General features: G+C 60.4%; 25 protein-coding genes. 9 read left to right on the top strand and 16 right to left on the bottom strand.

Going from position 1 to position 23564, the window contains the following annotated elements; genetic code table 11:
• Position 1: 1 nt before the first annotated feature.
• The 5 genes from B8991_RS01995 to B8991_RS01975 all read left to right on the top strand — a co-directional run bounded on the left by B8991_RS01995 (position 2) and on the right by B8991_RS01975 (position 4583).
• Positions 2 to 613, top strand: a complete 612-nt coding sequence (locus B8991_RS01995; protein WP_084350111.1) for a holin-associated N-acetylmuramidase — start codon at positions 2 to 4, stop codon at positions 611 to 613.
• On the top strand, positions 604 to 1203 hold the full coding sequence (locus B8991_RS01990; RefSeq protein ID WP_084350110.1) for a holin family protein: 600 nt from the start codon (positions 604 to 606) through the stop codon (positions 1201 to 1203). The genes B8991_RS01995 and B8991_RS01990 overlap by 10 nt, the downstream gene beginning before the upstream one ends.
• A 59-nt stretch (positions 1204 to 1262) precedes the next feature.
• Positions 1263 to 3230 (top strand): heme lyase CcmF/NrfE family subunit, encoded by a 1968-nt coding sequence (locus B8991_RS01985; protein ID WP_084350109.1) that lies wholly within the window; start codon positions 1263 to 1265, stop codon positions 3228 to 3230.
• Positions 3227 to 3724 carry a cytochrome c-type biogenesis protein gene (locus tag B8991_RS01980; RefSeq protein WP_084350108.1) on the top strand — a complete coding sequence of 166 codons (498 nt, stop codon included), beginning with the start codon at positions 3227 to 3229 and terminating at the stop codon, positions 3722 to 3724. Before B8991_RS01985 ends, B8991_RS01980 begins: the two co-directional genes overlap by 4 nt.
• A gap of 79 nt (positions 3725 to 3803) precedes the next feature.
• The gene (locus B8991_RS01975) at positions 3804 to 4583 is read left to right on the top strand and encodes an enoyl-CoA hydratase-related protein (RefSeq protein ID WP_084350314.1); all 780 of its coding nucleotides are present in this window, start codon (positions 3804 to 3806) and stop codon (positions 4581 to 4583) included.
• 606 nt (positions 4584 to 5189) lie between these two features.
• Here B8991_RS01975 and gltA read toward each other — a convergent pair.
• A complete protein-coding gene (gene gltA, locus B8991_RS01970) occupies positions 5190 to 6485 on the bottom strand; it encodes a citrate synthase (RefSeq protein WP_084350107.1) in 1296 nt (431 codons plus the stop codon).
• An 81-nt stretch (positions 6486 to 6566) separates the two neighbouring features.
• On the bottom strand, positions 6567 to 7979 hold the full coding sequence (gene gltX, locus B8991_RS01965; protein ID WP_084350106.1) for a glutamate--tRNA ligase: 1413 nt from the start codon (positions 7977 to 7979) through the stop codon (positions 6567 to 6569).
• Positions 7980 to 8057: 78 nt separating this feature from the next.
• Between gltX and B8991_RS01960 the strand changes: the two genes are divergently transcribed.
• Positions 8058 to 10124: a ComEC/Rec2 family competence protein gene (locus B8991_RS01960; protein WP_084350105.1), complete on the top strand. Its 2067-nt coding sequence runs from the start codon at positions 8058 to 8060 to the stop codon at positions 10122 to 10124.
• A 170-nt stretch (positions 10125 to 10294) separates the two neighbouring features.
• On the opposite strand, the gene lexA is transcribed toward B8991_RS01960, so the two are convergent.
• On the bottom strand, positions 10295 to 10987 hold the full coding sequence (gene lexA, locus B8991_RS01955) for a transcriptional repressor LexA (RefSeq protein ID WP_084350104.1): 693 nt from the start codon (positions 10985 to 10987) through the stop codon (positions 10295 to 10297).
• A gap of 193 nt (positions 10988 to 11180) precedes the next feature.
• Entirely contained in the window at positions 11181 to 11537 is a 357-nt protein-coding gene (locus B8991_RS01950; protein WP_084350103.1) for a hypothetical protein, read from the bottom strand.
• 494 nt (positions 11538 to 12031) lie between these two features.
• On the opposite strand from B8991_RS01950, the gene B8991_RS01945 reads away from it, so the two are divergent.
• Positions 12032 to 12664: a DsbA family oxidoreductase gene (locus tag B8991_RS01945; protein WP_084350313.1), complete on the top strand. Its 633-nt coding sequence runs from the start codon at positions 12032 to 12034 to the stop codon at positions 12662 to 12664.
• A gap of 56 nt (positions 12665 to 12720) precedes the next feature.
• Here the strand turns inward: B8991_RS01945 and B8991_RS22380 are convergent, their stop codons facing one another.
• The 8 genes from B8991_RS22380 to B8991_RS01900 form a co-directional block, all read right to left on the bottom strand.
• The gene (locus B8991_RS22380; RefSeq protein WP_459562007.1) at positions 12721 to 13287 is read right to left on the bottom strand and encodes a transposase; all 567 of its coding nucleotides are present in this window, start codon (positions 13285 to 13287) and stop codon (positions 12721 to 12723) included.
• 133 nt (positions 13288 to 13420) lie between these two features.
• Entirely contained in the window at positions 13421 to 13816 is a 396-nt protein-coding gene (locus B8991_RS01930) for a lysozyme inhibitor LprI family protein (protein ID WP_084350101.1), read from the bottom strand.
• A 16-nt stretch (positions 13817 to 13832) separates the two neighbouring features.
• Positions 13833 to 14291, bottom strand: a complete 459-nt coding sequence (locus B8991_RS01925; protein ID WP_084350100.1) for a hypothetical protein — start codon at positions 14289 to 14291, stop codon at positions 13833 to 13835.
• A 30-nt stretch (positions 14292 to 14321) separates the two neighbouring features.
• Positions 14322 to 14900, bottom strand: a complete 579-nt coding sequence (locus B8991_RS01920) for a hypothetical protein (protein ID WP_084350312.1) — start codon at positions 14898 to 14900, stop codon at positions 14322 to 14324.
• 19 nt (positions 14901 to 14919) lie between these two features.
• Entirely contained in the window at positions 14920 to 16047 is a 1128-nt protein-coding gene (locus tag B8991_RS01915) for a transporter substrate-binding domain-containing protein (protein WP_218673183.1), read from the bottom strand.
• 167 nt (positions 16048 to 16214) lie between these two features.
• Positions 16215 to 16616, bottom strand: a complete 402-nt coding sequence (locus tag B8991_RS01910) for a hypothetical protein (protein WP_084350099.1) — start codon at positions 16614 to 16616, stop codon at positions 16215 to 16217.
• Between the two features lie 97 nt (positions 16617 to 16713).
• The gene (locus tag B8991_RS01905) at positions 16714 to 17061 is read right to left on the bottom strand and encodes an EF-hand domain-containing protein (protein WP_084350098.1); all 348 of its coding nucleotides are present in this window, start codon (positions 17059 to 17061) and stop codon (positions 16714 to 16716) included.
• Between the two features lie 22 nt (positions 17062 to 17083).
• Complete coding sequence (locus tag B8991_RS01900) at positions 17084 to 17341, bottom strand: glycine zipper 2TM domain-containing protein (RefSeq protein WP_235866509.1); 258 nt, start codon at positions 17339 to 17341, stop codon at positions 17084 to 17086.
• A 225-nt stretch (positions 17342 to 17566) separates the two neighbouring features.
• Here B8991_RS01900 and B8991_RS01895 point away from each other — a divergent pair, with 225 nt between their 5' ends.
• Positions 17567 to 18493: a LysR family transcriptional regulator gene (locus B8991_RS01895; RefSeq protein WP_084350097.1), complete on the top strand. Its 927-nt coding sequence runs from the start codon at positions 17567 to 17569 to the stop codon at positions 18491 to 18493.
• 83 nt (positions 18494 to 18576) lie between these two features.
• Here the strand turns inward: B8991_RS01895 and B8991_RS01890 are convergent, their stop codons facing one another.
• The 4 genes from B8991_RS01890 to B8991_RS01880 form a co-directional block, all read right to left on the bottom strand.
• Entirely contained in the window at positions 18577 to 19089 is a 513-nt protein-coding gene (locus tag B8991_RS01890) for a DUF3011 domain-containing protein (RefSeq protein WP_084350096.1), read from the bottom strand.
• A 124-nt stretch (positions 19090 to 19213) separates the two neighbouring features.
• Positions 19214 to 19402, bottom strand: a complete 189-nt coding sequence (locus B8991_RS21835) for a potassium channel family protein (RefSeq protein ID WP_235866508.1) — start codon at positions 19400 to 19402, stop codon at positions 19214 to 19216.
• Entirely contained in the window at positions 19360 to 19887 is a 528-nt protein-coding gene (locus tag B8991_RS01885) for a hypothetical protein (protein ID WP_235866507.1), read from the bottom strand. The genes B8991_RS21835 and B8991_RS01885 overlap by 43 nt, the downstream gene beginning before the upstream one ends.
• Positions 19884 to 21059, bottom strand: coding sequence for a low temperature requirement protein A (locus B8991_RS01880; RefSeq protein WP_084350095.1), 1176 nt, complete (start codon positions 21057 to 21059; stop codon positions 19884 to 19886). Before B8991_RS01880 ends, B8991_RS01885 begins: the two co-directional genes overlap by 4 nt.
• 460 nt (positions 21060 to 21519) lie before the next feature.
• Here B8991_RS01880 and B8991_RS01875 point away from each other — a divergent pair, with 460 nt between their 5' ends.
• Positions 21520 to 23430 carry a mechanosensitive ion channel family protein gene (locus B8991_RS01875; protein WP_084350094.1) on the top strand — a complete coding sequence of 637 codons (1911 nt, stop codon included), beginning with the start codon at positions 21520 to 21522 and terminating at the stop codon, positions 23428 to 23430.
• The last annotated feature ends 134 nt before the right edge of the window (positions 23431 to 23564 follow it).

The raw sequence follows: 23564 nt of genomic DNA, 5'->3' as shown, positions 1-23564 counted from the left end.
CATGCCCAATGTCAGGCAGATTGCAGAGCAGATTGTCGCCCGTGAAGGCGGCTATGTGAACGACCCCGACGATCCCGGCGGGGCCACGAACCATGGTGTGACGATCCACACGATGCGGCGGTTGGGGTTGGATCTGACCCGCGACGGCAAAGTTGATGCTGCGGATGTTCGGCAGCTTGATCGTGCCCAAGCGGTCGAGATCTTCCTGCGCCATTATTTCGTCGAGCCGCGCTTGGCAGAACTTCCCGAGGCGCTTCAGCCCTCGGTTTTCGATATGTATGTCAATGCCGGGGCCAATGCGGTCAAGATCCTGCAACGGCTGCTGTGCGAGATGGGCGAAGCTGTCTCGGTCGATGGTGCCTTGGGTCCACAGACCATCGCGGCGGCGGCACGGTGCATGGCTGCGGCCCCGGCCTATCTGGTGGATGCCTACGGGATTGCCCGGCGGAATTACTATTTCGGCCTCGCCGATGCGCGGCCGAGTTCGCGCAAATATGCGCGCAGCCGAAAGGGCGGCAAGGGCGGCTGGATCAAACGCGCCGAGGAGTTCATCTCGCCGCGGTTCCATCTGAGTGAAAACGCGTTTCGGGCACGGGTGTCGGCATGGGGTTGATCGAAAGACTGCTGGGGGTCGTCTTTGGCGGCGGGCGCAATGTGGTGGCGCAAACCGCCGAGATCTTCCGGGTGAATGCCGAGGCCGAGGCAATGCGTGGCGCGACACTTCGCGGCGATGCCTTGCGGCAATTCGGGCAGGAATTCGTGCAACCCAAACGTGGCGGGTTCGACAGGTTCATGGATGGCGTGAACCGCTTGCCACGGCCCGCGCTGGCACTTGGCACGCTGGGGCTGTTCTGTGCGGCGATGGTGGACCCGGTGTGGTTCGCCGCGCGCATGGCCGGGATTGCGCTGGTGCCGGAACCGATGTGGTGGCTTCTGGGCGCAATCGTGTCGTTCTATTTCGGCGCGCGGCATCAGGCAAAGGGGCAGGCCTATCAGGCGGATCTGGCGCGCACGGTCGGCATGACGCCAGGGGTGATGCGCACGGTGGAAGAGATCGAGTCGTTGCGGGAAACATCCTTCCGGCAGACACAGGCAGCGCCCGCACCGGCCCCCGAGCCGGTGCCTCTGGCCGAAAGCAATGCAGAAAATCCCGCGCTTGCAGAGTGGCGGGCCAGCAAAACCGGGCAGGGCGCGACAATGTGAACGGGGCGGGGCGGGGAAAACCATTGGCTCGCCCCGCTTTACGCGAATATAACCGAAGCATGATTACAGAGCTCGGGCATTTCGCCCTCATCCTCGCCTTCCTCGTCGCCATCGTGCAGACGGTTGTCCCCATCATCGGTGCGCATAAGCGATGGCCGGGCTGGATGTCGGTTGCCGAACCGGCCGCCACCACGCAGTTTTTGCTGCTGGGCTTTGCCTTTGCGGCGCTGACCTATGCCTTTGTGACCAGCGATTTCAGCCTGCGCCTTGTGGTGTTGAACAGTCATTCGGCCAAGCCGATGCTTTACAAGATTTCGGGCGTTTGGGGGAATCACGAAGGCTCCATGCTGTTGTGGGTGCTGATTCTCAGCCTCTTCGGCGCGATGGTGGCGTGGTTCGGGGCGCAACTGCCACCCAGTCTGCGCGCGCGGGTCCTGTCGGTTCAGGCCGCGATCGGTGTGGCCTTTCTGGCGTTCATCCTGTTTACCTCCAACCCGTTCCTGCGCCTCGCGGTGCCGCCCTTTGACGGGCAGGACCTGAATCCGCTGTTGCAGGATCCGGGATTGGCCTTCCATCCGCCCTTTCTCTACCTCGGTTATGTCGGCCTGAGCGTCTGCTTCAGTTTCGCCGTCGCCGCGCTGATCGAGGGGCGCGTGGATGCCGCATGGGGTCGCTGGGTGCGGCCCTGGACGCTGGCGGCGTGGATCTTCCTGACCATCGGCATCGCGCTCGGGTCCTGGTGGGCCTATTACGAGCTTGGCTGGGGCGGGTTCTGGTTCTGGGACCCGGTGGAAAATGCCAGCTTCATGCCGTGGCTCTTTGCGGCGGCGCTGCTGCACAGTTCCATTGTCGTGGAAAAGCGCGAGGCGCTGAAAAGCTGGACCATCCTGTTGGCGATCATGGCGTTCGGCTTCTCGATGATTGGCACATTCATCGTGCGTTCCGGCGTGCTGACCAGTGTACACGCCTTCGCCAATGACCCCGAACGCGGCGTGTTCATCCTGATGATCCTTGCCGTCTTTACCGGAGGTGCGTTGACGTTGTTTGCCGCGCGGGCCGGAACCATGGAGGCAAAAGGCGTGTTTGCCGTTGTCAGCCGCGAAAGCGCGTTGGTGGCGAACAACATCCTGCTGTCGGTGGCGTCGCTGGTGGTGTTTGTCGGCACGATCTGGCCGCTGGCCGCCGAGATGTTCTTTGACCGCAAGCTGAGCGTCGGCGCACCCTTCTTCGATATGGCGTTCACGCCGTTCATGGTGGTGCTGGGGCTGATCCTGCCGCTGGGCGCAATGCTGCCCTGGAAACGTGCCAAGCCTGGCCGGGTGACCCGTCAACTACTTCCCGCGCTGGTGCTGGCCTTGGCGCTGGCGGGGCTGACCTGGGCCATGCAGTCCGGGCGCAGCCTGCTGGGGCCGGTGGGGCTGTTCCTGGGGAGTTGGCTGGTTTTCGGGTCTTTGACGGATCTGTGGACCCGCACGGGCCGATCGCGTGATCTGCGCCGCCTGATGCGCCTGCCGCGCGCCGATTGGGGCAAATCGGTGGCCCATGCCGGGCTGGGCATCACCATCTTCGGCATTGCCGGTCTGACCGCCTGGCAGACCGAGGATATCCGCGTCGCGAATATCGGCGAGCCTTTCGAGGTGTCGGGCTATGAATTGACCCTGAACAGCGTCGAAAGGGTGCGCGGACCGAATTATTTCTCGACCACGGCAAATGTCACCCTGGCACAGGACGGGCAGCAGATCGCGACGCTTTATCCCGAAAAGCGCAGCTATCCGGTGGCCAAGATGCCCACGACCGAAGCGGCCATCGATTACCGGTTTTTGCGCGATGTCTATGTGGTGATCGGGGATGCGCAGGGCAATGACGCGTGGACCATGCGCACCTATGTCAAGCCGCTGGCGGGCTGGATCTGGGCCGGGTGCCTGATCATGGCACTTGGCGGCGGATTGTCCCTGACGGACCGCCGCTACCGGGTGGCCGCGGGGGCGCGCAAAGCGCCTGCACCTGCGGGCGTGCCTGCGGAATGAGGCGGTTCCGGGAATGGTGGGGTAAAACCCCACCCTACATCCTTGTGCTTTGCCTTGCGCTGCTGGCCGCACCGGTCTGGGCTGTGCAACCGGACGAGGTGCTGGACGACCCGGCGCTGGAGTTGCGTGCGCGCGAACTGTCCAAGGGGCTGCGCTGTCTGGTGTGTCAGAACGAGAGCATCGACGAATCCAATGCCTCGCTGGCGCGGGATCTGCGCCTTCTGGTGCGCGAACGTCTGGTCGAGGGCGACAGCGACGCAGAGGCGCTGGCCTTTATCGTCGATCGCTATGGCGAGTTCGTGCTGCTGAAACCCACGACCGGGGGCGCGAACTGGTTGCTTTGGGCGGCAGGCCCCTTGATGCTGGTCGCCGCGCTTGGGGTGGGTGTCGTTTATATCCGCCGCCGGTCACACGCGCGGGCACCCGGCGAGCAGGGGCTGAACGCTGACGAAAGCGCGCGGCTGAAAGAGATCCTTGATCGCAACGACCCGTGACGTTGCGTTGGGCTTTGCCATTTCCGGCGGCTGCGTGTTTGATGCGGCGCAAAGATTGCTCAAAAAGGAGACCGCGCCCGTGCATTACGAAACCATCACCTATGAGGTCAGCGACAACATCTGCGTCGTGACGCTGAACCGGCCCGACGTGATGAACGCTCTGGACACGCAGATGCGTGCTGAGATCACGCAAGCCGTGCGCCAAGGCGGTAAAGAGGCGCGCGTCGTGGTCCTGACAGGCGCGGGCGGGCGGGCCTTCTGTTCCGGGCAGGATCTGGGCGACCGGGCCAATGCGGCCAATCTGGATCTGGAACGCGTGCTGCGCGACGAATACGAACCGATGCTCAAGGCGATCTACGAATGCCCGGTGCCGACGATCTGTGCCGTGAACGGTGCGGCTGCGGGGGCGGGGGCGAATCTTGCGCTTGCGGCGGATGTTGTCATTGCCACGGAAAGCGCTGCCTTCATTCAGGCCTTCACCCGGATCGGCCTGATCCCGGATGCAGGCGGCAGCTATTACCTGCCGCGCCAGATGGGCATGGCCAAGGCGATGGGGGCGGCGTTGTTTGCCGACAAGATTTCCGCCCGACAGGCCGATGACTGGGGCATGATCTACGAGGCCGTGGCGGATGACGGGTTTGAAGCCCATTGGCGCAAACGCGCGGCGCATTTGGCAAATGGTCCAACGGCCGCATATAATGCGCTGAAACAGGCAATTCGCGGCAGCTTTGACAATACGCTGGACGAACAATTGGCGCTGGAGGCGCAATTGCAAGGCAAATGCGGTCAGACCCGTGATTTCAAAGAAGGTGTCGTGGCCTTTCTTGAAAAACGCCCGGCCAATTACGAAGGGCGCTGAAGCGCAACCACCGGATTGACCCGTGCCGGACCACAGTTCGGCACGCTTGAGGCGTTCACCTGATGCCGTGGGTTTCAGGCGCTAGGCATCCGTGCAGAGCGTGTTTTGCGGCCACGCTCTCGAAGCGGAGCACAGGGCGTGCAGGCTGCCACAAGTCGAATGACGTTGGGTAAGTTGATTCCCGACGCATTTGAATTGCATTCATTTAATTTCATTCGTTGATTCTACAGGGTTTTTTCTTCAACTTAATTGTTGAAATTGTCTCAATGTATATCGTATACAATGTCTACACTTTATTCATATATATAGACCTGTAATTCGAAGGATTTTCGGGTCTGCAACAATTTTATCAAAGATCTCTTTGCAAGAGGAGGTTTTTTATGACGGCGGGAAACGGGTGAGTGGCCCTGATTCTTCTCATGTCGCGAAGTGGATCCCATGTAGGAGTGCGTGGCATTCATTTCGCGGCATATTTTATCCCCAACGACAGATCCCCTGAAGACCACAGCAAGACTCGCACCGGCCCGGCCGGGGTGGCAACTCTGGCAAATGAAAAAAGCCCGCCCCTGTAAGGGACGGGCTTGCGGTTTGCGTCGCTGAGCAGACTTAGCGCTTTTCGATATCGGTGTAGTCGCGCGCGGTGCTGCCCAGGTAAAGCTGACGCGGACGGCCGATCTTGTTCTGCGGATCGCCGATCATTTCCTTCCACTGCGAAACCCAGCCGACGGTGCGCGACAGCGCGAAGATCGGGGTGAACATCGAGGTGGGAAAACCCATCGCTTCGAGGATGATGCCGGAATAGAAGTCGACATTCGGGAACAGCTTCTTCTCGGTGAAGTAGGGGTCCGCAAGGGCAGCAGCTTCGAGTTCCTTGGCAACCTGCAATGTGGGATTGTTCTCGATCCCCAGCAGGTCCAGCACCTCGTCTGCGGATTGTTTCATCACCTTGGCGCGCGGGTCGAAATTCTTGTAGACACGGTGGCCAAAGCCCATCAGGCGGAATGGGTCGTTCTTGTCCTTGGCGCGTTCGATGAATTCGGGGATGCGGTCCGGGGTGCCAATCTCGCGCAGCATTTCAAGACAGGCCTGGTTGGCCCCACCATGTGCCGGACCCCAAAGACACGCAACGCCGGCGGCGATACAGGCAAAGGGGTTGGCACCGGAGGATGACGCCAGCCGCACCGTCGAGGTCGAAGCGTTCTGTTCGTGATCGGCATGCAGGGTGAAGATCCGGTCCATCGCGCGGCTCAGGATCGGGTTGACCTCGTATTCCTCGGCCGGAACGGAAAAGCACATGCGCAGGAAGTTGGACGCGTAATCCAGATCGTTGCGCGGATACACAAATGGTTGGCCGGTGTGATACTTGTAGGCCCAGGCGGCAATCGTCGGCATCTTGGCGATCAGCCGGATAGAGGCGACCTCGCGCTGCCAGGCATCGGTGATGTCGGTGCTGTCGTGGTAGAAGGCCGACATCGCCCCCACGACGCCGACCATGATCGCCATCGGATGCGCGTCGCGGCGGAACCCGCGGAAGAAATACTGCATCTGCTCGTGCAGCATCGTGTGGTTGGTCACGCGGTTTTCGAAATCCTCAAGCGCTTGCGCCGAGGGAAGCTCGCCGTAAAGCAGCAGGTAGCAGACTTCGAGATAATGCGATTTCTCGGCCAACTGGTCGATCGGATAGCCGCGGTGCAAAAGCTCGCCCTTGTCGCCATCAATGAAGGTGATCGTGCTGTCGCAGGCCGCAGTAGAGGTGAAGCCGGGGTCGTAGGTGAACACACCTGCATTGGCATATAGCTTGCGGATGTCTATCACGTCGGGGCCCACGGTTGGGCTAAAGATCGGCAAATCAAAGCTTTTGCCATCCAGTTGCAGGGTAGCGTTCTTGGTACTTTCTGCCATGAAGTGGTCCCTTCGTCTCAATGCCGTTGAGCGAATGCAACGGCTTCCTATGTCAACAGGCATTGAGACAAGATGATCTGGTCAGCTTTTCCCAATGGCCGCAGCCTGATCCAGCCGGACGAGTGTTTCGTCCCGGCCCAAAACGAGCATCATGTCGAATACGCTGGGTGTCACTGAACGTCCGGCAAGTGCGGCCCGAAGCGGACCTGCTAGTTTACCGAATTTCAGTTCATTCTCCTCGGTAAACCGGGACAAGACACCCTCCAATTCGTCTCGGGACCAGCTAGCATTTTGCAATTGCGGCGTCAATGCAGCCAGTATACCACGGGATACCGCATCAAGTTGTCCGGCGGCTTTCTCATCCGGAACGATCGGAGATTTCGCCAGAATAAACTCTGCCTTTTCAAGAAGCTGCGGGAATGTTTTTGCGCGATCCTTGAGGCAATACATCGCACGTCCCAATCCGTCGCGCTGCGCGGATGTCAAGGCGGGCTGTTCGGCTGCCTTAAGGTAAGCGTCAATTTCGTGCAGCAGCGCAGCATCGTCGGCGGCCGCGATGTGCTGGCCGCAGAGATTCTCCAGCTTCTTGAAGTCCAGACGCGCCGGGCTTTTGCCGATTCCATCCAGCCCGAACCACTGCTGCGCCTGTTCGTCGGTAAAAAATTCGTCGTCGCCATGGCTCCAGCCCAAACGGGCCAGATAGTTGCGCATACCTGCCGACGGATAGCCCATCGCCTGATATTCCTCGACGCCCAATGCACCGTGGCGTTTCGACAGTTTCTTGCCGTCCGGTCCGTGGATCAGCGGGATATGCGCCCAGACCGGTACATCCCAGCCCATCGCGGTATAGATTCCCATCTGGCGCGCGGCATTGTTGAGGTGATCGTCGCCCCGGATGACATGGGTCACGCCCATGTCATGGTCGTCTACCACCACCGCCAGCATGTAGATGGGCGTCCCGTCCGACCGCAGCAGGATCATGTCGTCCAACTGGTCGTTGCGGATCGTGACCTTGCCCTGCACCTGATCGTCGATCACGGTCGTGCCTTCCAAGGGTGTCTTCAGGCGGATCACGAAGGGCGCATCGGGCTGGGTGGCCGGGTCGGCGTCGCGCCAGGGGCTTTGGAACAGGGTGGATTTGCCCTCGGCCTTGGCAGCCTCGCGGAAGGCCGCGATTTCATCCTGGGTGGCAAAGCACTTATACGCCGCACCCTTGGCCAGCAACTCATGCGCAACCTCGGCATGGCGCGCGGCCCCTGCGGCCTGGCTGATCGCCTCGCCGTCATGGTCCAGCCCCAGCCAGTCCAGCCCTTTCAGGATGGCGGCCGTCGCTTCGGGGGTAGAGCGTTCGCGGTCCGTATCCTCGATCCGCAGCAGAAAACGCCCGTCACGCCCGCGCGCGAACAGCCAGTTGAACAGCGCCGTGCGCGCCCCGCCAATATGCAGGTAGCCGGTGGGAGAGGGCGCGAAACGGGTCACGACTTGGCCGGTCATGGGCAATATTTACCTTCTGTAAACCTTGGGAGGGATAGCGTTGAGGCATCCTTAAACGTCACACACGCGAAGGACAAGATGCGCGCCCTGGACCGGATCGAAGCCGCCATGCTGGAACAGCGCGGCCATCTCTTCGCCTGGGCGCCGGTTTTCCTGGCGCTGGGGATCGGCGGCTATTTCCTGCTGCGGGTGGAGCCTGCGATCTGGATGCTGTGGCTGTGTGGCGGAACCGGACTGGGCCTGCTGATGCTGCAAAGGCGGCTGGGTGCCGCATCCGGCCCTCTGGTGGCGGCACTGGCGCTGGTCCTTCTGGGCCTTGCCGTGGCGGGTGCGCGGACGCATCAGGTATCCGCCCCGGTGCTGAGCTTTCGCTATTACGGGCCAATCGAAGGGCGGATCGTCGGGATTGACCGCTCGGCCTCGGACGCGGTGCGGCTGACGCTGGACACTGTCGTGCTGCGGCGCACCTCGCCCGCGCGCACGCCTGACCGCGTGCGGGTGTCCCTGCACGGAGAGCAGGGGTTCATCACCCCCACGCCCGGCATGACGGTGATCCTGACCGGGCATCTGTCACCGCCCCAAGGGGCGGTAGAGCCGGGCGGTTTCGATTTTCGCCGCCATTCGTGGTTTTTGCGTCTGGGGGCGGTCGGCTACACCCGTACGCCCGTTCTGATGCTGGAGCCGCCAGCGGGCGGGCTGCATGTCTTTCGCGCCCGCATGGCCCTGTCGGCGCGGGTGCAGGCGGCGCTGCCGGGCGAGACAGGCGCTTTTGCCGCTGCCGTGATGACCGGCGATAGGTCGGGCATGGGGCAGGGCACGCTGGACGATCTGCGCCGCACCAACCTTGCCCATCTTCTGGCGATTTCCGGTCTGCATATGGGGCTGCTGGCGGGGTTCGTCTTCGCGGCGCTGCGTCTTGGCTTTCTGCTTTGGCCCGCCGCCGCCCTGCGCCTGCCGGTCAAGAAACTTGCGGCGGCGGGGGCGATGCTGGCGGCGGGGGGCTATCTGGCATTGTCTGGCGGCAATGTCGCGACCGAGCGTGCCTTCGTGATGGTCGCGGTGGCGCTGGGGGCGGTGATCGTCGACCGCCGGGCGCTTAGCCTGCGGGCCGTGGCGATGGCCGCGCTGATCGTGTTGCTTTTGCGGCCCGAAGCGTTGCTGGGGCCGGGGTTTCAGATGTCCTTTGCGGCCACCACCGCGCTTGTCGCGGTGTTCGGGGCGTTGCGGAACATCGACATGGATTGGATGCCGCGCTGGGTGCGGCCGGTTCTGGCGGTCGTGATCTCGTCGGCCGTGGCAGGGGCCGCGACCGCGCCCGTCGGCATGGCGCATTTCAATCAGGCGGCGCATTACGGGCTGATGGCGAACCTCGTTTCCGTGCCTTTGATGGGGCTGTTGGTCATGCCGGCGGCGGTCGTTGCGGCGTGCCTTTTGCCGCTGGGGCTGGAGGGGTTGGCACTTTGGGTGATGGGGCTGGGGCTGGACTGGATCCTGCTGGTCGCGGGGACGGTGTCGGGGTGGGATGGCGCGGTGGGGCAGGTGATCAGCCCCGGCCCCAGGGTGCTGCCCCTGCTGGCCTGCGGCATGCTGCTGATGATGCTCTGGCACGGGCGGTTTCGCTGGGCGGGTCTGGCACCGGTGGCGCTGGGTCTGGTGCTGTGGGCCGGGGCGGAACGGCCGGGTGTGCTGGTGGCCGAGAATGGCGGGCTGGTTGGCATCCTCGGGCCGCAGGGCCGGGCGCTGAGCAAGCCGAAAGGCGCGGGATTCGTCGCCGGGGTCTGGCTGGAAAACGACGGCGATGCGGCAGAGCAACCGCAGGCCGCCAAGCGCTGGCCCGGCACCGGAGTGCTGCGCGACCTGATGTTCGGCGACCGGCTGTTCCGGCACGCGCAGGGCAAACGCGGGCTGGCGGCTTTGCTAAAAGCGGGCTGTGCGCCGAATGACATCGTGGTGATGACAGTTGATCTTGAGGGCCAGAAACTGCCTTGCGAGGTGTACGGCCCCAAAAGACTGCGCCGGACCGGTGCGCTGTCTTTCGACGTTGTAAACGGGCGGATGGAGCGCCGCACCGCAACGGAACATGCCGGACAAAGACCGTGGACTGGCGGTGCGCGCAAATCCCTGAATCTCGCCACTGCCAAATAAGCGCAATGCAGAGACAACCAACAGGCGCGCACCGCATCCCGTTTTCGTCAGACACAGGGCCCGAACGGAAACGTTCGTTTGTCTCGGACATGGGACCGGTGACAAAGCGTATCTACAAGCCGCGCGCCCGCAAAGCTCGCCCTGCCGGAAAAGAGGCAGAGCGGTAAGGTTTAGTAAGTGCGGATCAGACCGACAAGCTTGCCCTGAACCTTGACCTGTCCGGTCGGCAAGACGCGCGGTTCATAGGCAGGGTTGGCGGGTTCCAGAACGATCATGTCGCCCTTGCGCTGAAAGCGTTTCAGCGTTGCCTCGTACCCATCGACCTGGGCGACGACGATATCGCCATTATCGGCCTGGCTGGTTTCGCGGATCACCACCACGTCGCCATCATTGATCCCGGCTTCGATCATGGAATCACCTTTGACTTCAAGCGCATAGTGCCGCGCAGAGCCATTCAGCATCTGCCCGGGCACAGCGATGTTTGGCGGGCTGTCCGACACGGCCTCGATCGGGACACCGGCGGCGATGCGGCCCATCAATGGCAGGTCCATCGCGTGCACAGGCTCGATCGGTTGGGCATTTGCCGGCTGCCCGTTCGAACCGCCGTCGATCACGCGGGGTGTAAAGCCTGCGGGCGTCGAATTCATGCTGTCGGGCAGTTTCACGATCTCGATCGCACGGGCGCGGTGGGCCAGACGGCGGATAAAGCCGCGCTCTTCCAGTGCCGTGATCAGCCGGTGTATTCCGGATTTCGAGCGCAGATCCAGCGCCTCTTTCATCTCGTCGAAACTGGGTGGGACGCCGTCACGCAGCATCCGTTTGTTAATGAACTCCAGCAGGTCCAGTTGCTTCTTCGTGAGCATTTCTTGCCACTCCACCTCGTTTATCTTGATTTGTTCTACCCTTGTTCCCGTTTTGGGTCAACGGTTTGTGCCGCGCGGACCGATTCCGACGAAAGCGTGCGTAGCGTGACAAAGATATTGGCAGTGCTTTACAGAGATATTTACAGCAAACGGTTTTTAAGATCCGGTTAACTCTGATCTGCGATCACCCCTTTCACTGGCCTTTCAAGGGATTGTCCCCGCACGACACCGAAGCGCGGCGCGGAGTGTAGCGGGCCATGTAACCGCTCAGCGGGCGCGCAGTCCGTCCGGGCCAAAGTCCGGGTCGGCCATGGCGCACACGGTGGCGGGGGCGCTCCAGCATCGGGCCGCGCTGGCTGTCCGTGGCCACCGCCTCACGCGGGTATTCATAGGGCAATCCAGTATTGTTACAGTTCGGAAAAAGGTCGGTGTCCGGCGAATCCGCCGCGCCAAGGATATTCGCGCATCTCTCGAATGTCGTCAGATGCGCCCATTTCTGCGCGTTGCTGTTCTTGCGGGCCTGCGTGTAGGCGCTGCCCGTCACCTGCATTTGACGACACCAAACCCTCCGTGGCGCCGTGCAGATCAGAAAACAGTCCGGACGACGATTTTTACGACGCAGGGCCAGGTCAAGCACATGACCCGCATGATCAAGGAAGCGATGCCAATACGACAACAACGATCAGTTGCGAGTGCAGCACTTTGACGTCCCTCGCGGTATTCCCCGGCACATATGACAAGAGCACAAGAGATGAGCGGCGTTAATTCCGGAAACTTTCCATGCGCTCATCCTCGTTCTTTCACACGCGATACTTCAACTTATTTTAATATTCCTGTGTAGGGTATTCCTGAAATCGTAACCTTCTTGCTTCAAATCTATACGCTGCAAGGTGCCTTGCTTTCATAGCGGCCATTCAGTTTGCGCTATCTTGTCTTGCAGGTTACAAGCAGCAGCGCCTTTATCGGCACATGGTCGCGCTTCCCGGCGGGGTCAATGGAAAGATCCTGCGTCGTGCGCTGCCCGACCAATTCAAGGCCAACTGGATGGTTAAGCTCGATATTATGTCCGATCCGATCTGCCCCTGGTGCTATATCGGCAAGGCGCAACTGGATCGCGCGTTGGAGAAAAACCTCAACCATCCGTTCGAGATTGAGTGGCATCCGTTCCAGCTGAACCCCGACATGCCCGCAGAAGGGATGGACCGGCGCGCGTACCTGGAGGGCAAGTTTGGCGGCAAGGAAGGCGCGGTGAAGGCCTATATGCCGGTTGGCGAACATGCCAAGGCCGCGGGGCTGGATCTGAACCTCGAAGGCATCACTCGCACGCCCAATACGCTGGATGCGCATCGCTTGATCCATTGGGGTGGCATCGAAGGACGGCAGACCGCCATCGTCTCCTCGTTGTTTCGAGCTTATTTCCAAGAGGGTCGTGATATTGGCAACCGCGAAGTGCTGGCGGATATTGCTGACGCATGCGGCATGGACGCATCCGTGGTGATGCGGTTGATGCATTCCGATGCCGATGTGGACGAGATCCGCAACCGTGACGCGGCAGCCCGCGAGATGGGCGTGACTTCGGTGCCGACTTTCATCGTGGACCGCAAACATGCCGTGCCGGGCGCGCAATCGGCGGAGCTATGGACCAAAGTCATCGAAGAGCTGGGTCAACAGGCCTGATCCTTACATCGCTATCGACGATTGGGGCCTTTGATAACGCCTGACCGATCTGTTACTCACCATGTCAGGCAGCACGGTTCATCAAAGAGCCGCTGACCTGCCTTTCCCCGAAATCCCTCATTATGATGTGAGGGCCGACTGACCTTTGCCCCACTGTTTTTCAGTATCCACGCCCGAGAGCAAACCGATTGAGCAACGTGTCGTCTGGAAATTCGGCGCGGGTGTGATCGTGCATCCTGGCATTCCCATTTGATGTAGGCTTTGGTTTCGGCGTCCCATTTATCGGCGATCTCGACCAGCATGGCGCTTGTCAGCCGTTCCGGAGAATCCTCGTTCGGAAACAGCCCGACCTTTTCGATGCGGCGTTTTAGCTCCTGTTGGACGGTAAGTGTCGGTGTCCCAGGAGCCGATCCAGAAGCGCAGTGGCGACGACCGGACCGCCAACGACCTCGCCCCATTCGGCGAAGCCGCGCTTGGATTTGAGGACCATGGCGTCTTTTTCTTAGCGCGCGTTGACCGAGCTGGAAGAACAGGTTCGCGCGGCCCTGGGGAATGGGCAGGTAGCCGATCTCGACCACGATCAGCAGGGACGCCCGTGCGTAGAGGCGGATTGTCTCGACCAAGCGGCGTCTGCGTTCGGCGTTGGACAGCCCTTCGCAAAAAATCGGGGAAATTCCTCAAGTAGAGAACGACTTTTCTGGGGCGCATTCCACTTGAGGACCTGCGCGAGAACCCGATCAGGACTATTCCTTTCCGCTACTGACGGACACAGGAAACATCGCCTTCTTCACAATAAAGATGTTTCTCCAACAAGTCGGTTTGCGACGTTGTGACCGCCTCCAGACAGTTGGCAAGAACCATCGGATGGATGCTGCCGTCAAGATAAGGTTCTGCCTCGAAGGCACATTGTGCATCCTTGTAGGCAATCCATGCCCGTTGCGCCTTTTTCAACCTTTGCTGGCTGGGCGCAGCAAGCTGTCGCATGAGCGCCTTGTAGGTCCGGTTGAGAGTCGCATCGGCGGCCTTCAATGCCTGGTCCGCGCACCGATTGAGGCTGGCTTGATCGGCCGCATAGCTACAGTTCGATTGGGCATTGGCACCGGTTGAAAAAAGGGCCGCCGCGAAGGCAATGGCAAGCCGGGTTCTCGTCATTTTTCAGTGTCCTTTCCTAACTGAGCGCAGCGTGGATGTCGCTATTGTCCGATCGGATCAATCCGCAACAACCGCCGCGTTGCCAGTCATCATGTCCGGCGCCGCTTCGGCGCGCCGAAAAGATGTTGATGTTGACCGCGATGGCACCTTTGATGTCGACGGGATCCGGAAGAATGAGCCCGGCGATAGAGACGGCCAAATCGCCCTGCGGCGGCGAGATCTGCAACGCGTCCGCTCCAAGGCTGATCATGCCGGTATCGTTCGTTTCCAATTTGCCGTCGCCTGCGGGGGCTGCCGAATAGATTTCGCTTACGATCACCCGCTCTGACGATTGGTCGAGCTTTTCCATCGTGGCGTCCGAGTGGGAAATCCCGATGCGGATCGTTTCCGGGTCTGCCGCAGAGGCCGCAATGGCGGTCAGCAGCGCGAGGGCAATGGCCACCTTGGTGCCTTTCAGATCGTGCAGGCTTGCCATACTCTTTCTCCTTGACCGCTCGTCGGACAGTTAAAGAAACCGGAATTTGGAACCGATCCACCAAAGCTCGGCAAGGATGGCGATCAAGCCGAATACCAGGTGAAGCCGTCCGTTCCGGATGAAGATGGCAATACAGCACAGCATCGCCAGGCCGATCTGCCGCACCGGATACCAGGGCCCAAGCCCGGTGAAATGGGCGCGTCCTTTCACCAATGTGTCGAGCATGTCGACGACAAAAACCAGCGCGAGCAAGGCGAAGAACCACCCGGCGCGGGATGTGAAATATTCCGCGAACCCGGAATAGTCCTCCATCCGGTCCGGAAACAGCAGCGTTGTTATGAAAAACAGCAACGCTGCGTAACCAATGACAAAGGCGTAATGCTCGAATTCCCAGCGCTCGATGACCGACAGGCCGAATTCGAACCACCAGAAGTGGATGATGTAGATCAGCATGAACAAGGTCCACGCCAGATGCGCCGGGTGTATCTGCGTGCGGCTGGGATGCTGGACGAACCGTGACAGACCGTTCAGCAATCGTGTCAGGCCAAGGCCGGTGACAAGGCCGATCAGAACCCGCACATGGAAATAGGCATCCGCGCTGTGGCTCATCGTTTGCACCGCGGATTTCTCACCATGCATCCCCGAAATAGTCGCGCTTCAGCTGGTCGATTGTCCCGTCTTCCTTGAGGGCCAGAAGCTGGACGGTAATCGGCTTTCGCAAAGGGCTGCCCGGTTCGAGGGCAAATGCGTATTTGTCCGGCTCGAATATCGGGCCAACGACGTCCAGACCCAGACCGGGGTTGATCTTGACGTAGTATTCCAGAACCGGCGCATCGCCGATGACCGCGGAGATCGTGCCGGCTCCGAGGGCGGTGACCGCGGACTCGATCCCCGGATAGGAGTGCGTATCCAGCCCCATGGTCACTGCAAACTCTTCCTCCACGGTCCCTTCGAAAACACCCACCGTCAGGCCGGGAAGGTCACCCGGCCCGGTGATCGTTCCGGTGATGGCAAGCGTGGTCATCACGCTGGTCACGGTGGACGTGACATAGGCAAGCACGCCGATCCCGCAGACCAGCCAGATCGCGGACCAGATGCGCCCGACCCAGCCGAACAGGTTTTTGCGCGACGGAATACGCCCCGAGGTGACCACGGACATCACGTTGTGAAAGCTGTTGGCGACCCCGTCGCGCCACCGCTTGGGAAACTCGGGATCGAAACGGCGGTCGAAGAACGTCAGTCCCAGCGTGGACAGGACGATCACAAGGGCCAGCCAGCCATAGGCCTTGAGGTGTCCCGCCGACGACAGCCCCCGGATAACCGCGGCCAGACCGGTATCGGCTGTCTGGTTCGTCAGGATCCTCATGCCACCGTCGAACCAAGGATGGGTGAAATCCACCGTCTTGGCGCGTTCGTGGGTCACGGTCATATTCGTGACGGCGACACCAACGTCGCCGCGCTGTGTCGCCTTCCTCAGTTCGGACATGGATGGATAGACGGTATAGTCGGATGTGATCTCAAGGCCTTCGGCGAGCTTCTCCCAAAGGTCGACCGCCATGCCGCTTGGGTTTTCACTGGATCCCGCCATCACGAAGGGCGGGCTTTCATAAAGCCCTATCTTGACGGTCTCCCGCGTAACCCCGGTAGCATTCTGCGCGACGGCAAACCCCGGCAGGACAATCAGCGCCAACATGCATAGAGCCAGCGCGGTGACTGTGTATTGTCGCAACGGCCCCCGCCGGGTTTTTGCTGTCATCGGTATTTGGTCGCTGGTCGTCATGCCGTCATCCGCTTTTGTAGGTGCGTTGGTGTCGGGGCGGACCCGAAGAAAACGATTTGAACCCAGAAGGTTCCGGGAGAAAATTGACGACCTGCCGAAAAGGTCCGACGCATCGCCAAATTCGATTCGTCCCATCCGATGCCTTAATAATCGAGCGGAGCGAAGCTACAGTCTTCACGCAGTGCGCCATCCGAGCATCTGGTCATATTCGCTGTTCCGGGATCAACACCCATGCTTTCAGCGGTTGGTCGCGTCGACGCGGGAACACGCGAAATATCCGTTTTCTTCTTGGCCTTTTTCCTGGCTTCGGATGCCTGATAGCTTGCCTCGGCACGGGCCTGTGCGGCCTGGCGTTCATTCGAGATGGTGGCCATGCACGTTGCCATTGCGTTGGTTCCGGTTACGAAGCCCTGACTGTTGCATTTTTTGAGATCTGCGGCCTGCTGTTCCGCGTCTATCTCTGCCTCCCACTCGTTGATCTCGTCGCAGGCACTTAAAGCCAGCGGAAGCGCAAGAATTGCCGTGATGGCAACCAATTTCATCATTATTCGTATCCTCGTTTTCGAATTGTTTGCAGTCAGGCGGGCGTTCCGGAAACGGAAAGGCACCAATCGTGCCAACGATGCCGGCCCGCTTTTGACTTCACTTGAGAGTGCCGGTCCCAGATTTGTCAGCCGCATCGAAATCCTTGGCGGTCTGCAAATCAAATTCGGCACGAGAAACCGTCCCGTCACCGTTCGCGTCCATTGCGGAGAACTCTGCTGGCGTCAGAAGGACGTCGAAATCCGCAGCGGTCAGGCCGCCATTACCGTTGTCATCCAGCGCGTCGAACGCCATATCCATGAAGGCGACATATTCCGCCTTGGAGACAACGCCGTCCTTGTTGGTGTCCATCACCTGCAAATCGCTTTCGGAGATGAACTCCTCTGCGATGGCCGGTGCTGAAACAAGCGCTACGACTGCTGTCGCGATCAAAAATCCTGTTCTCATCTGTCTTACTCCTCAAAATCCATCAGCTGCCACAGGCCAGACGACGACCTTCACTCGCACCGATGCCGCCGCCTGCGCCAATCAGGATGTCCTTGCCAAGCCCACCGCCGAAAAGGCTGCCGACCGCGGCCCCGACCAGCGCACCGCTGACGCTGCCGGCAAGGCAGGATACTTCGTGGTTACGCGCGGCTTGCGCTTGCGGTGTTGGCGCGGGACTGCACGCGCTCAGTCCGATCGCGGTTGCGGCACATAGCCCTATCATGGGTGTCAGTCTGGGCATTCCTGGTCTCCAATCCTTCAGTTGCACCTGCCCACATCTGCAATTCGGACCGGCTGTTTTTTCAGTTCACACTGCATCGCTCTTGAAACGTGCAAGCGCGGCACCATGAATCATGTCCTTCACGAACATTTTTTCCGTTGTGACATTGCAACCTGTGGTTTACGAGGGACGTTCGCGCCACAAAATCGGCAACTCTTGTCGGAATGATCGAACAATGGGGACCCGATGGACAGACTTCTGAACCTGCGGGCATTCGTGAGGGTGGCGGATACCCTGAATTTCAGCGAGGCTGCGGCCTCGCTTCAAATAGCGCGTTCATCGGTGTCCAAGCTGATTCAGGATCTCGAAGATGAACTGGGCACGCGCCTGATCCAACGCTCGACGCGCCAGGTGTCCTTGACACCGGACGGGCACGCGTTCCGCGAGCGATGTATCGCCCTGATCTGCGAAGCGGAATCCATGCAGCAGATGTTCGCGCGGGATGGTCCGGCACCCAGGGGGGCGCTGCGCGTCAGCCTGCCCAGCCGGATCGCGCACCACATCGTTGCTCCGGCGCTGCCGGATTTCTTCGCGCGATATCCGGATATCGAACTCGATCTGGTCTCGACCGACCGCCCCGTCGATCTGTTGGGCGAGGGGTTCGATTGCGTCGTCCGGGTGGGCCGGCAAAAGGACTCCAACCTGATGTCACGCAAGATCGGCGAGCTTGAAATGCTCAACTGTGCCAGCCCTGCCTATCTGCAACGCTACGGAGTGCCGCAGACCGTGGATGACCTGCATCGGCATATCACAGTTGGATATTCCTCGCGGCGTGCCAGCCGGGACCAACCGTGGACGATCGTCGAGAACGGCGTTGAATCGTCGATCCGGATGAAGTGTCTGGTCAGCGTGAACAGCGCCGAGCTTTTTATCGCGTGCTGCAAGGCCGGAATGGGCCTCATCCAGATACCCGCATATGACGTGCAGTTGATGCTTCAGGACGGCTCGCTGGTCGAAGTCATGTCGGACCAGCGCACCGCAGCCATGCCGATTGCTGTTGTCTCGCCGGAGAGACCAAGCGCCAGCCCGATGATCAGCGCGTTTGCGGACTGGTTAAGTACGCTGATGGACGAATACATGGCTGAGAGGTTTGCCGGTCCGTCCCGAACATAGCGCGCAGAGCGCCCATGTGCCTGCCCGGGACTGGACCTTATCTCGATCCGGACCCCTGATCTTCTGTCAAAGGTCTTTCAAGATCAGTCTGGTCGATCAACCAGGCAACCCATGTCGTGACAGCCATTATAGTCGTTCGGCACCGTAAAGCCCGGTCCGTCTGAAGGGTAACGGTTGCTGCTATGGTGCTTGTGATGGTGTTTTTTCCCATCATCCAGAATCGCGCCGATGATTACCTCACCCAAAAGCGCGCCGACGGCCGCACCATTGTCGTGTCCGTGCCTATCATAGTGACGGGCACCTTGATCCGATGTGTTGGTCTTTCCGTGGTGATAGCCGTGGTTGTCGGCAAAGATACCGCTGCAACCATCTCCAACCCAGATATGGCGTGTCTTGGAATTAAAGCCCCACGTCCGGTTCATGATGCAGGTCGAATTGGACGTCTGCCGAATGAGAACGGGGCTTTTCAACGGCCCGGCTTTGCATTCGTTGTAGTTATGGTTATGTGAAACGCATTCGACAGTGGGTTCTGCCATCGCTGAGGTTGCAGAAGCCATGAAGCCGGCTGCTGCGAGAAGGATGAGGGGAGTTCGCATGGAAACGTCCTTTCTGAGGGTTACGAGATATAGAAGGGGTCAGGGGCGAATGGCACCGCGAGACCCCGTTTTGGCCTGCCTTTCCAAAGCAGGTGTCGTTCGATGAAATCGTCCTGCGGCCCCGTCAGGTGACCTGCTGCGATGAGGCGTGCAGTCCGACCAGGCGCGACAGCAGGATGACGGTATAAAGCGTGCCGATGATCGCTTCGAAGGCGGCAAATGCCTGCGCGTAAAAGCCGACGGGCACGATGTCGCCATATCCCAGCGTCGTCAGCGTGACGTAGCTGTAGTAGAGAAGCTGCTGCCATTGCACCTCGGCCCCGGACGAGGCGATGAAAGCGCCCGGCTCCAGCCACAGGACCAGCCCGAACACGGCGGCGAATATCGACCCCAGCACAAGGTAAGCGATGTCGCGGCGAGGATCACCTCGGTCATCACGGTGCGCGCGGTAAAGGTATAGCGCACGAGCACGACAATCATGACGGCGTGATACGCAATGGAGGTCAGATAGACGGCAAGGGCCACACCGCCTGACCCGGCATAGGAATTGACCACCCCGGCGGCAAAGACGGCCACGCCGGAGCCGAGCGCCGCGACCCGCCAGCGGGCATCAGCGGTCAAAGCCCATGTTCCGGCGACGAAGATCGAGGCATAGACGGCATAGAAAATCAGCGGACCGACCCCGCCGCCGGTCGACAGCGGATAGATCAGGTTGTGCAACACGATGGCTGCAAGCAGCGCGCCGGTCTTTGCGACTTCCGAGAACTGGCGCGTGGGGTGGTTTCCAATTCGTCTCACGGACGGGGTTCGCGTGCGGCCATGATTGTCAGTCCGATCATGACGGCCAGCACACCCGCGCCCAGAACAAGGCCCGAGGCGTGGGATGTGTGGACCACCCAACCAACGATGATGAGCGCCGCTAAGCCACCGAGATAGGCAAGCGGGATACGTTCCGCCATCGTGCGATAGAAAAGCGCGCTGCCCGCCAGATAGATTGCGGGACCGAAGACCGCGACAAGGATCGTGGGCAGGTGCGCGGGGTCGGATGGATGCGCGATGATCTCCTCGATTGCGACAGCGACGACGATGGCCCCTGCCACCATGATGCCGTGCGCATAGGCAAGACCGCTGCGGGCGAGTTTCGTGTGATCACCGCCGCGTTCGAAGGCGTGTTCGCCCGTGTTCGTCGTATGCACGAAATAAAGCCACCACAGCGTCACGATGATGCCAAAGCCGAGAGCGGCAGCAAGCAGGGTCGACCCCAACAGCGCCGCACCGACAAGCGTCCCGCCCAGCAGAAGAATGGATTCCCCAAGCGAGATGATGAAAACCTGCTGGTTGCGTTCCAACAGATGCAACCCGGCCAGAGGCCAGCTTTCCATCGGCGTCGCCCCGACGCGCGGCAGCCAGAACCCGACATAGGGTGCGCCGTAGTCGATCAGCATCGCAACGATCCAAAGCTCCAGTCGCAGGGCAGGGACCAACGCACCGGCAACCCAGAACAGACCGGACAACGCGCTCCATGCGCTCAGTTGGGCATAGTTCTTCCCCATCTGTTGGCCCCGAAAGATAGCCGCCATATAGCCCGCGCGAACCAATGCCATGATGACGTAGGCACCCACAAACAGACCCGCCCGCCCGTCGAAGGCATGAGGAATGGCGATGGCCATCAGGATCGCGCAGCCCATCAGCGCGATCATCAGAAACCGTCCGGCGGTATGATCGGGATCAATCCAGTTCGTGGCCCAGGCGGTGTAATTCCATGCCCACCAAACGGCGGCAAAGATCGTTGCGGCCTGAAGCGCGCCGGTCCATGTCTGATGCTCCAGCAGGAAATGCGACAGCTGGATGATCGAGAAGACATAGACCAGGTCGAAGAACAGCTCCAGATTTGTGACCCGGACATGGCCGCCCGCACGCGTCCGCAGCGCCTCGGCCGGAGCCAACCGGGTCAGAAGGGATGAAAGCATGGATATTCCTTCGTTCTTGGCTATTTCCGTCGAAGTCGCGGTATTCGTTGGGGCTACGGACTGTTTTGCCGGCTCCATTTAGCGCGACGCTTGCCGTGATCATGATATGCAAAAGAAGCGCCACTGTAAGAGCGTGTAGCTGACGCAAATCTCGACTTCACTTGTCACGAAAATAGAACAATGTGGCTGTTTTTGACCGGATGCGTCATTCTCAGGCGTTCGGCAGCCCCATGTGACAGTGAATTTCTGCCGGTCCATCGAAGGTCGGTTCAGTGTCGACGCCTGGTCTGCGCGGTTCGTGTCAAACCGGCAATGACCAGTGCAACGCTCTGTTCGATCCCTGCAACAAAGTGTAAGGCTCAGTCTCTTTGTCAATCGGATCGCGACCTATCAACGGGAATGACGACAGGGCTTATATCCTGCGGCAAAACGGGTCATTCCAAGTAAACGAGGACCAAGGATGAAATGTGTTTTTGCAGGCTGGCGAATGATGTCGGCGCTATGGTCCCGCCGGACGCACCTGTTTTCCGCGCTTGCTGTCATCCTGTTGCTGACCTGCATGCAGGCTCCCGTCATCGCGCACGCACAGAGCGCCGGTTCGGGCGATCCTCCCGTCATGGCCGCGTCCGGTGAAGAAAATGCCACCACCACATGGTCGAGTCTTGTCCGGATGATCCATGACCGGTCGGAGCAGAGCCAGGCTCTGCGCAGCAGACTCGACAGCATTGTCCATAACCCCATTTCACCGCCCGATACGCGCAGCCCAAGGGCGACGCTGAGCAGCTTCCTCGTGATCATGGCCGAGGCCAACGAGCTTTGGTTCGCCACCCGTGACCGCTATCTGGCGCGGCACAGCCTGTGGATGAGCCCGGAGGAGGAGGAAAACGTCGCCAAGGTCCGGGCATTGTTCGAGAAAGCCGCACAGACGCTCGACCTTTCCCAGATTTCCGCCTCCAACCGTGAACAATCCGTCATCGAGCTTGTGTTGCAGTTGCAAGAGATCCTGAGCCGCATCCACTTGCCCGAGCTGGTCGAAATCCCCGGGGTTGGCGCAGGCGCTGCGGAAACGGGCGAGAACGGGACCACGCGGGACAAGTGGATTCTTCCCGGCACAAGCTTGACGATCGAGCGGCAGGCGGATGGTCCACGGCGTGGGGAATACCTGTTCACCACCGCAACCGTAGACCGCATACCCGACGATTACGATACGCTGAAAACGCTGCCGGTGATCTCGGAAATGACCGAGGACACCTACCGCTACTACATCTACACGCCCGGCACGCTGATCGCCCCGCGTTGGAACCAGCTTATCCTCGACGGCCCGGACTGGCTGATGCGGCAGATCGGTCGTCAAACCGTCTGGCAATGGATCGGGATGATCCTGACGGTCGTGGTGCTCCTGTCAGCGATCATCGTCTATCTGCGTTGGAACGCGCGCCGCCCCATCCCGCAGGGCCGTGGTCGCAGACAGTTGCGGCGCATTGCCCACCCGGTGCTGCTGATCCTGGCCGTGAACCTCGCCGTTCATGTCTGTAACGATCAGTTGAACATCACCGGTGCGCTGTTGTTCTTCATCACTACCGTCGGCAGCCTGATCGTTTGGATCGCGGCCGCCTGGCTGAGCTACCAGGTCTTGCAACTCATCTACATCTGGACCGTGCAAACCACCGAAAGCCCGACCAGCTTTGACTCCAGCCTGCTTCAAACCGGCTTCAGGGCGCTTTCCTTCGGGATCGCGTTGCTGGTTCTGGGATACGGTGCAACCCAGATCGGCATCCCGATCTATGGTGTGATCGCCGGTCTGGGCGTTGGTGGTCTGGCCATCGCCCTGGCCGCGCAGCCAACGCTTGAAAATTTCATCGGCGGTCTGATCCTCTATGCTGACGGGATCGTTCGGGTCGGGGAATATTGCGCGTTTGACGACCTGGCCGGCACCGTGGAGGAAATCGGCATCCGCTCCACCCGAATTCGCGCGCTGGATCAAACCCTTATCACCGTTGCCAACGCTGACTTGTCGAAGCGCAAGATCGTCAATTACAGCAAGCGCGGCGCGTTCATGTTCCGCCACCAGATCCGCCTTCGCTACGACACACCGTCCGATACAGTAAAAGAAATCATCGCCGGGGTGCGCGATTATCTGGCGGCACATGACCGGGTGCCCGAAAGCCCGTTGCGGGTGCGGCTGGTGGAATACGGCGAGTTCGCCATCCTGATCGATATCTACGCAAATCTCGCCGCCGAAAGCATGGACGAATTCACCGCCCTTCAAGAAGAACTGCTCTATGAGATCCGCGAAGTGGTCGAAACCAACGGAACCGGGTTCGCCATCCCGTCCTCAACCATACATGTGGTCAGCGGCATGGAAGCGTAGCCGAGTTGAATTTCTTCGCAAGTGCCTGGTTCTGAAGACCGCCGTTGGTCAATGCCGAATTCTGATGGCCAAGATTGAAGACGAAGTTCCCGGTGTTGCGTCCTCCCGGATGCCGAGGTTTCTTGATAAGAAGG

Origin of the sequence: Primorskyibacter flagellatus (assembly GCF_900176485.1) — a bacterium.
Classification (GTDB): domain Bacteria; phylum Pseudomonadota; class Alphaproteobacteria; order Rhodobacterales; family Rhodobacteraceae; genus Primorskyibacter; species Primorskyibacter flagellatus.
This window is presented reverse-complemented; position numbering and strand designations above follow the sequence as displayed.

What these genes read in the sequence shown, in the direction of transcription:
- B8991_RS01995 (WP_084350111.1), top strand. Translation starts at nt 2, where the DNA reads ATGCCCAATGTCAGGCAGATTGCAGAGCAGATTGTCGCCCGTGAAGGC.
- B8991_RS01990 (WP_084350110.1), top strand. Translation starts at nt 604, where the DNA reads ATGGGGTTGATCGAAAGACTGCTGGGGGTCGTCTTTGGCGGCGGGCGC.
- B8991_RS01985 (WP_084350109.1), top strand. Translation starts at nt 1,263, where the DNA reads ATGATTACAGAGCTCGGGCATTTCGCCCTCATCCTCGCCTTCCTCGTC.
- B8991_RS01980 (WP_084350108.1), top strand. Translation starts at nt 3,227, where the DNA reads ATGAGGCGGTTCCGGGAATGGTGGGGTAAAACCCCACCCTACATCCTT.
- gltA (WP_084350107.1), bottom strand. Translation starts at nt 6,485, where the DNA reads ATGGCAGAAAGTACCAAGAACGCTACCCTGCAACTGGATGGCAAAAGC.
- gltX (WP_084350106.1), bottom strand. Translation starts at nt 7,979, where the DNA reads ATGACCGGCCAAGTCGTGACCCGTTTCGCGCCCTCTCCCACCGGCTAC.
- B8991_RS01960 (WP_084350105.1), top strand. Translation starts at nt 8,058, where the DNA reads ATGCGCGCCCTGGACCGGATCGAAGCCGCCATGCTGGAACAGCGCGGC.
- lexA (WP_084350104.1), bottom strand. Translation starts at nt 10,987, where the DNA reads ATGCTCACGAAGAAGCAACTGGACCTGCTGGAGTTCATTAACAAACGG.
- B8991_RS01950 (WP_084350103.1), bottom strand. Translation starts at nt 11,537, where the DNA reads ATGCAGGTGACGGGCAGCGCCTACACGCAGGCCCGCAAGAACAGCAAC.
- B8991_RS01945 (WP_084350313.1), top strand. Translation starts at nt 12,032, where the DNA reads ATGGTTAAGCTCGATATTATGTCCGATCCGATCTGCCCCTGGTGCTAT.
- B8991_RS01930 (WP_084350101.1), bottom strand. Translation starts at nt 13,816, where the DNA reads ATGACGAGAACCCGGCTTGCCATTGCCTTCGCGGCGGCCCTTTTTTCA.
- B8991_RS01925 (WP_084350100.1), bottom strand. Translation starts at nt 14,291, where the DNA reads ATGGCAAGCCTGCACGATCTGAAAGGCACCAAGGTGGCCATTGCCCTC.
- B8991_RS01920 (WP_084350312.1), bottom strand. Translation starts at nt 14,900, where the DNA reads ATGAGCCACAGCGCGGATGCCTATTTCCATGTGCGGGTTCTGATCGGC.
- B8991_RS01915 (WP_218673183.1), bottom strand. Translation starts at nt 16,047, where the DNA reads ATGACAGCAAAAACCCGGCGGGGGCCGTTGCGACAATACACAGTCACC.
- B8991_RS01910 (WP_084350099.1), bottom strand. Translation starts at nt 16,616, where the DNA reads ATGATGAAATTGGTTGCCATCACGGCAATTCTTGCGCTTCCGCTGGCT.
- B8991_RS01905 (WP_084350098.1), bottom strand. Translation starts at nt 17,061, where the DNA reads ATGAGAACAGGATTTTTGATCGCGACAGCAGTCGTAGCGCTTGTTTCA.
- B8991_RS01900 (WP_235866509.1), bottom strand. Translation starts at nt 17,341, where the DNA reads ATGCCCAGACTGACACCCATGATAGGGCTATGTGCCGCAACCGCGATC.
- B8991_RS01895 (WP_084350097.1), top strand. Translation starts at nt 17,567, where the DNA reads ATGGACAGACTTCTGAACCTGCGGGCATTCGTGAGGGTGGCGGATACC.
- B8991_RS01890 (WP_084350096.1), bottom strand. Translation starts at nt 19,089, where the DNA reads ATGCGAACTCCCCTCATCCTTCTCGCAGCAGCCGGCTTCATGGCTTCT.
- B8991_RS01880 (WP_084350095.1), bottom strand. Translation starts at nt 21,059, where the DNA reads ATGCTTTCATCCCTTCTGACCCGGTTGGCTCCGGCCGAGGCGCTGCGG.
- B8991_RS01875 (WP_084350094.1), top strand. Translation starts at nt 21,520, where the DNA reads ATGAAATGTGTTTTTGCAGGCTGGCGAATGATGTCGGCGCTATGGTCC.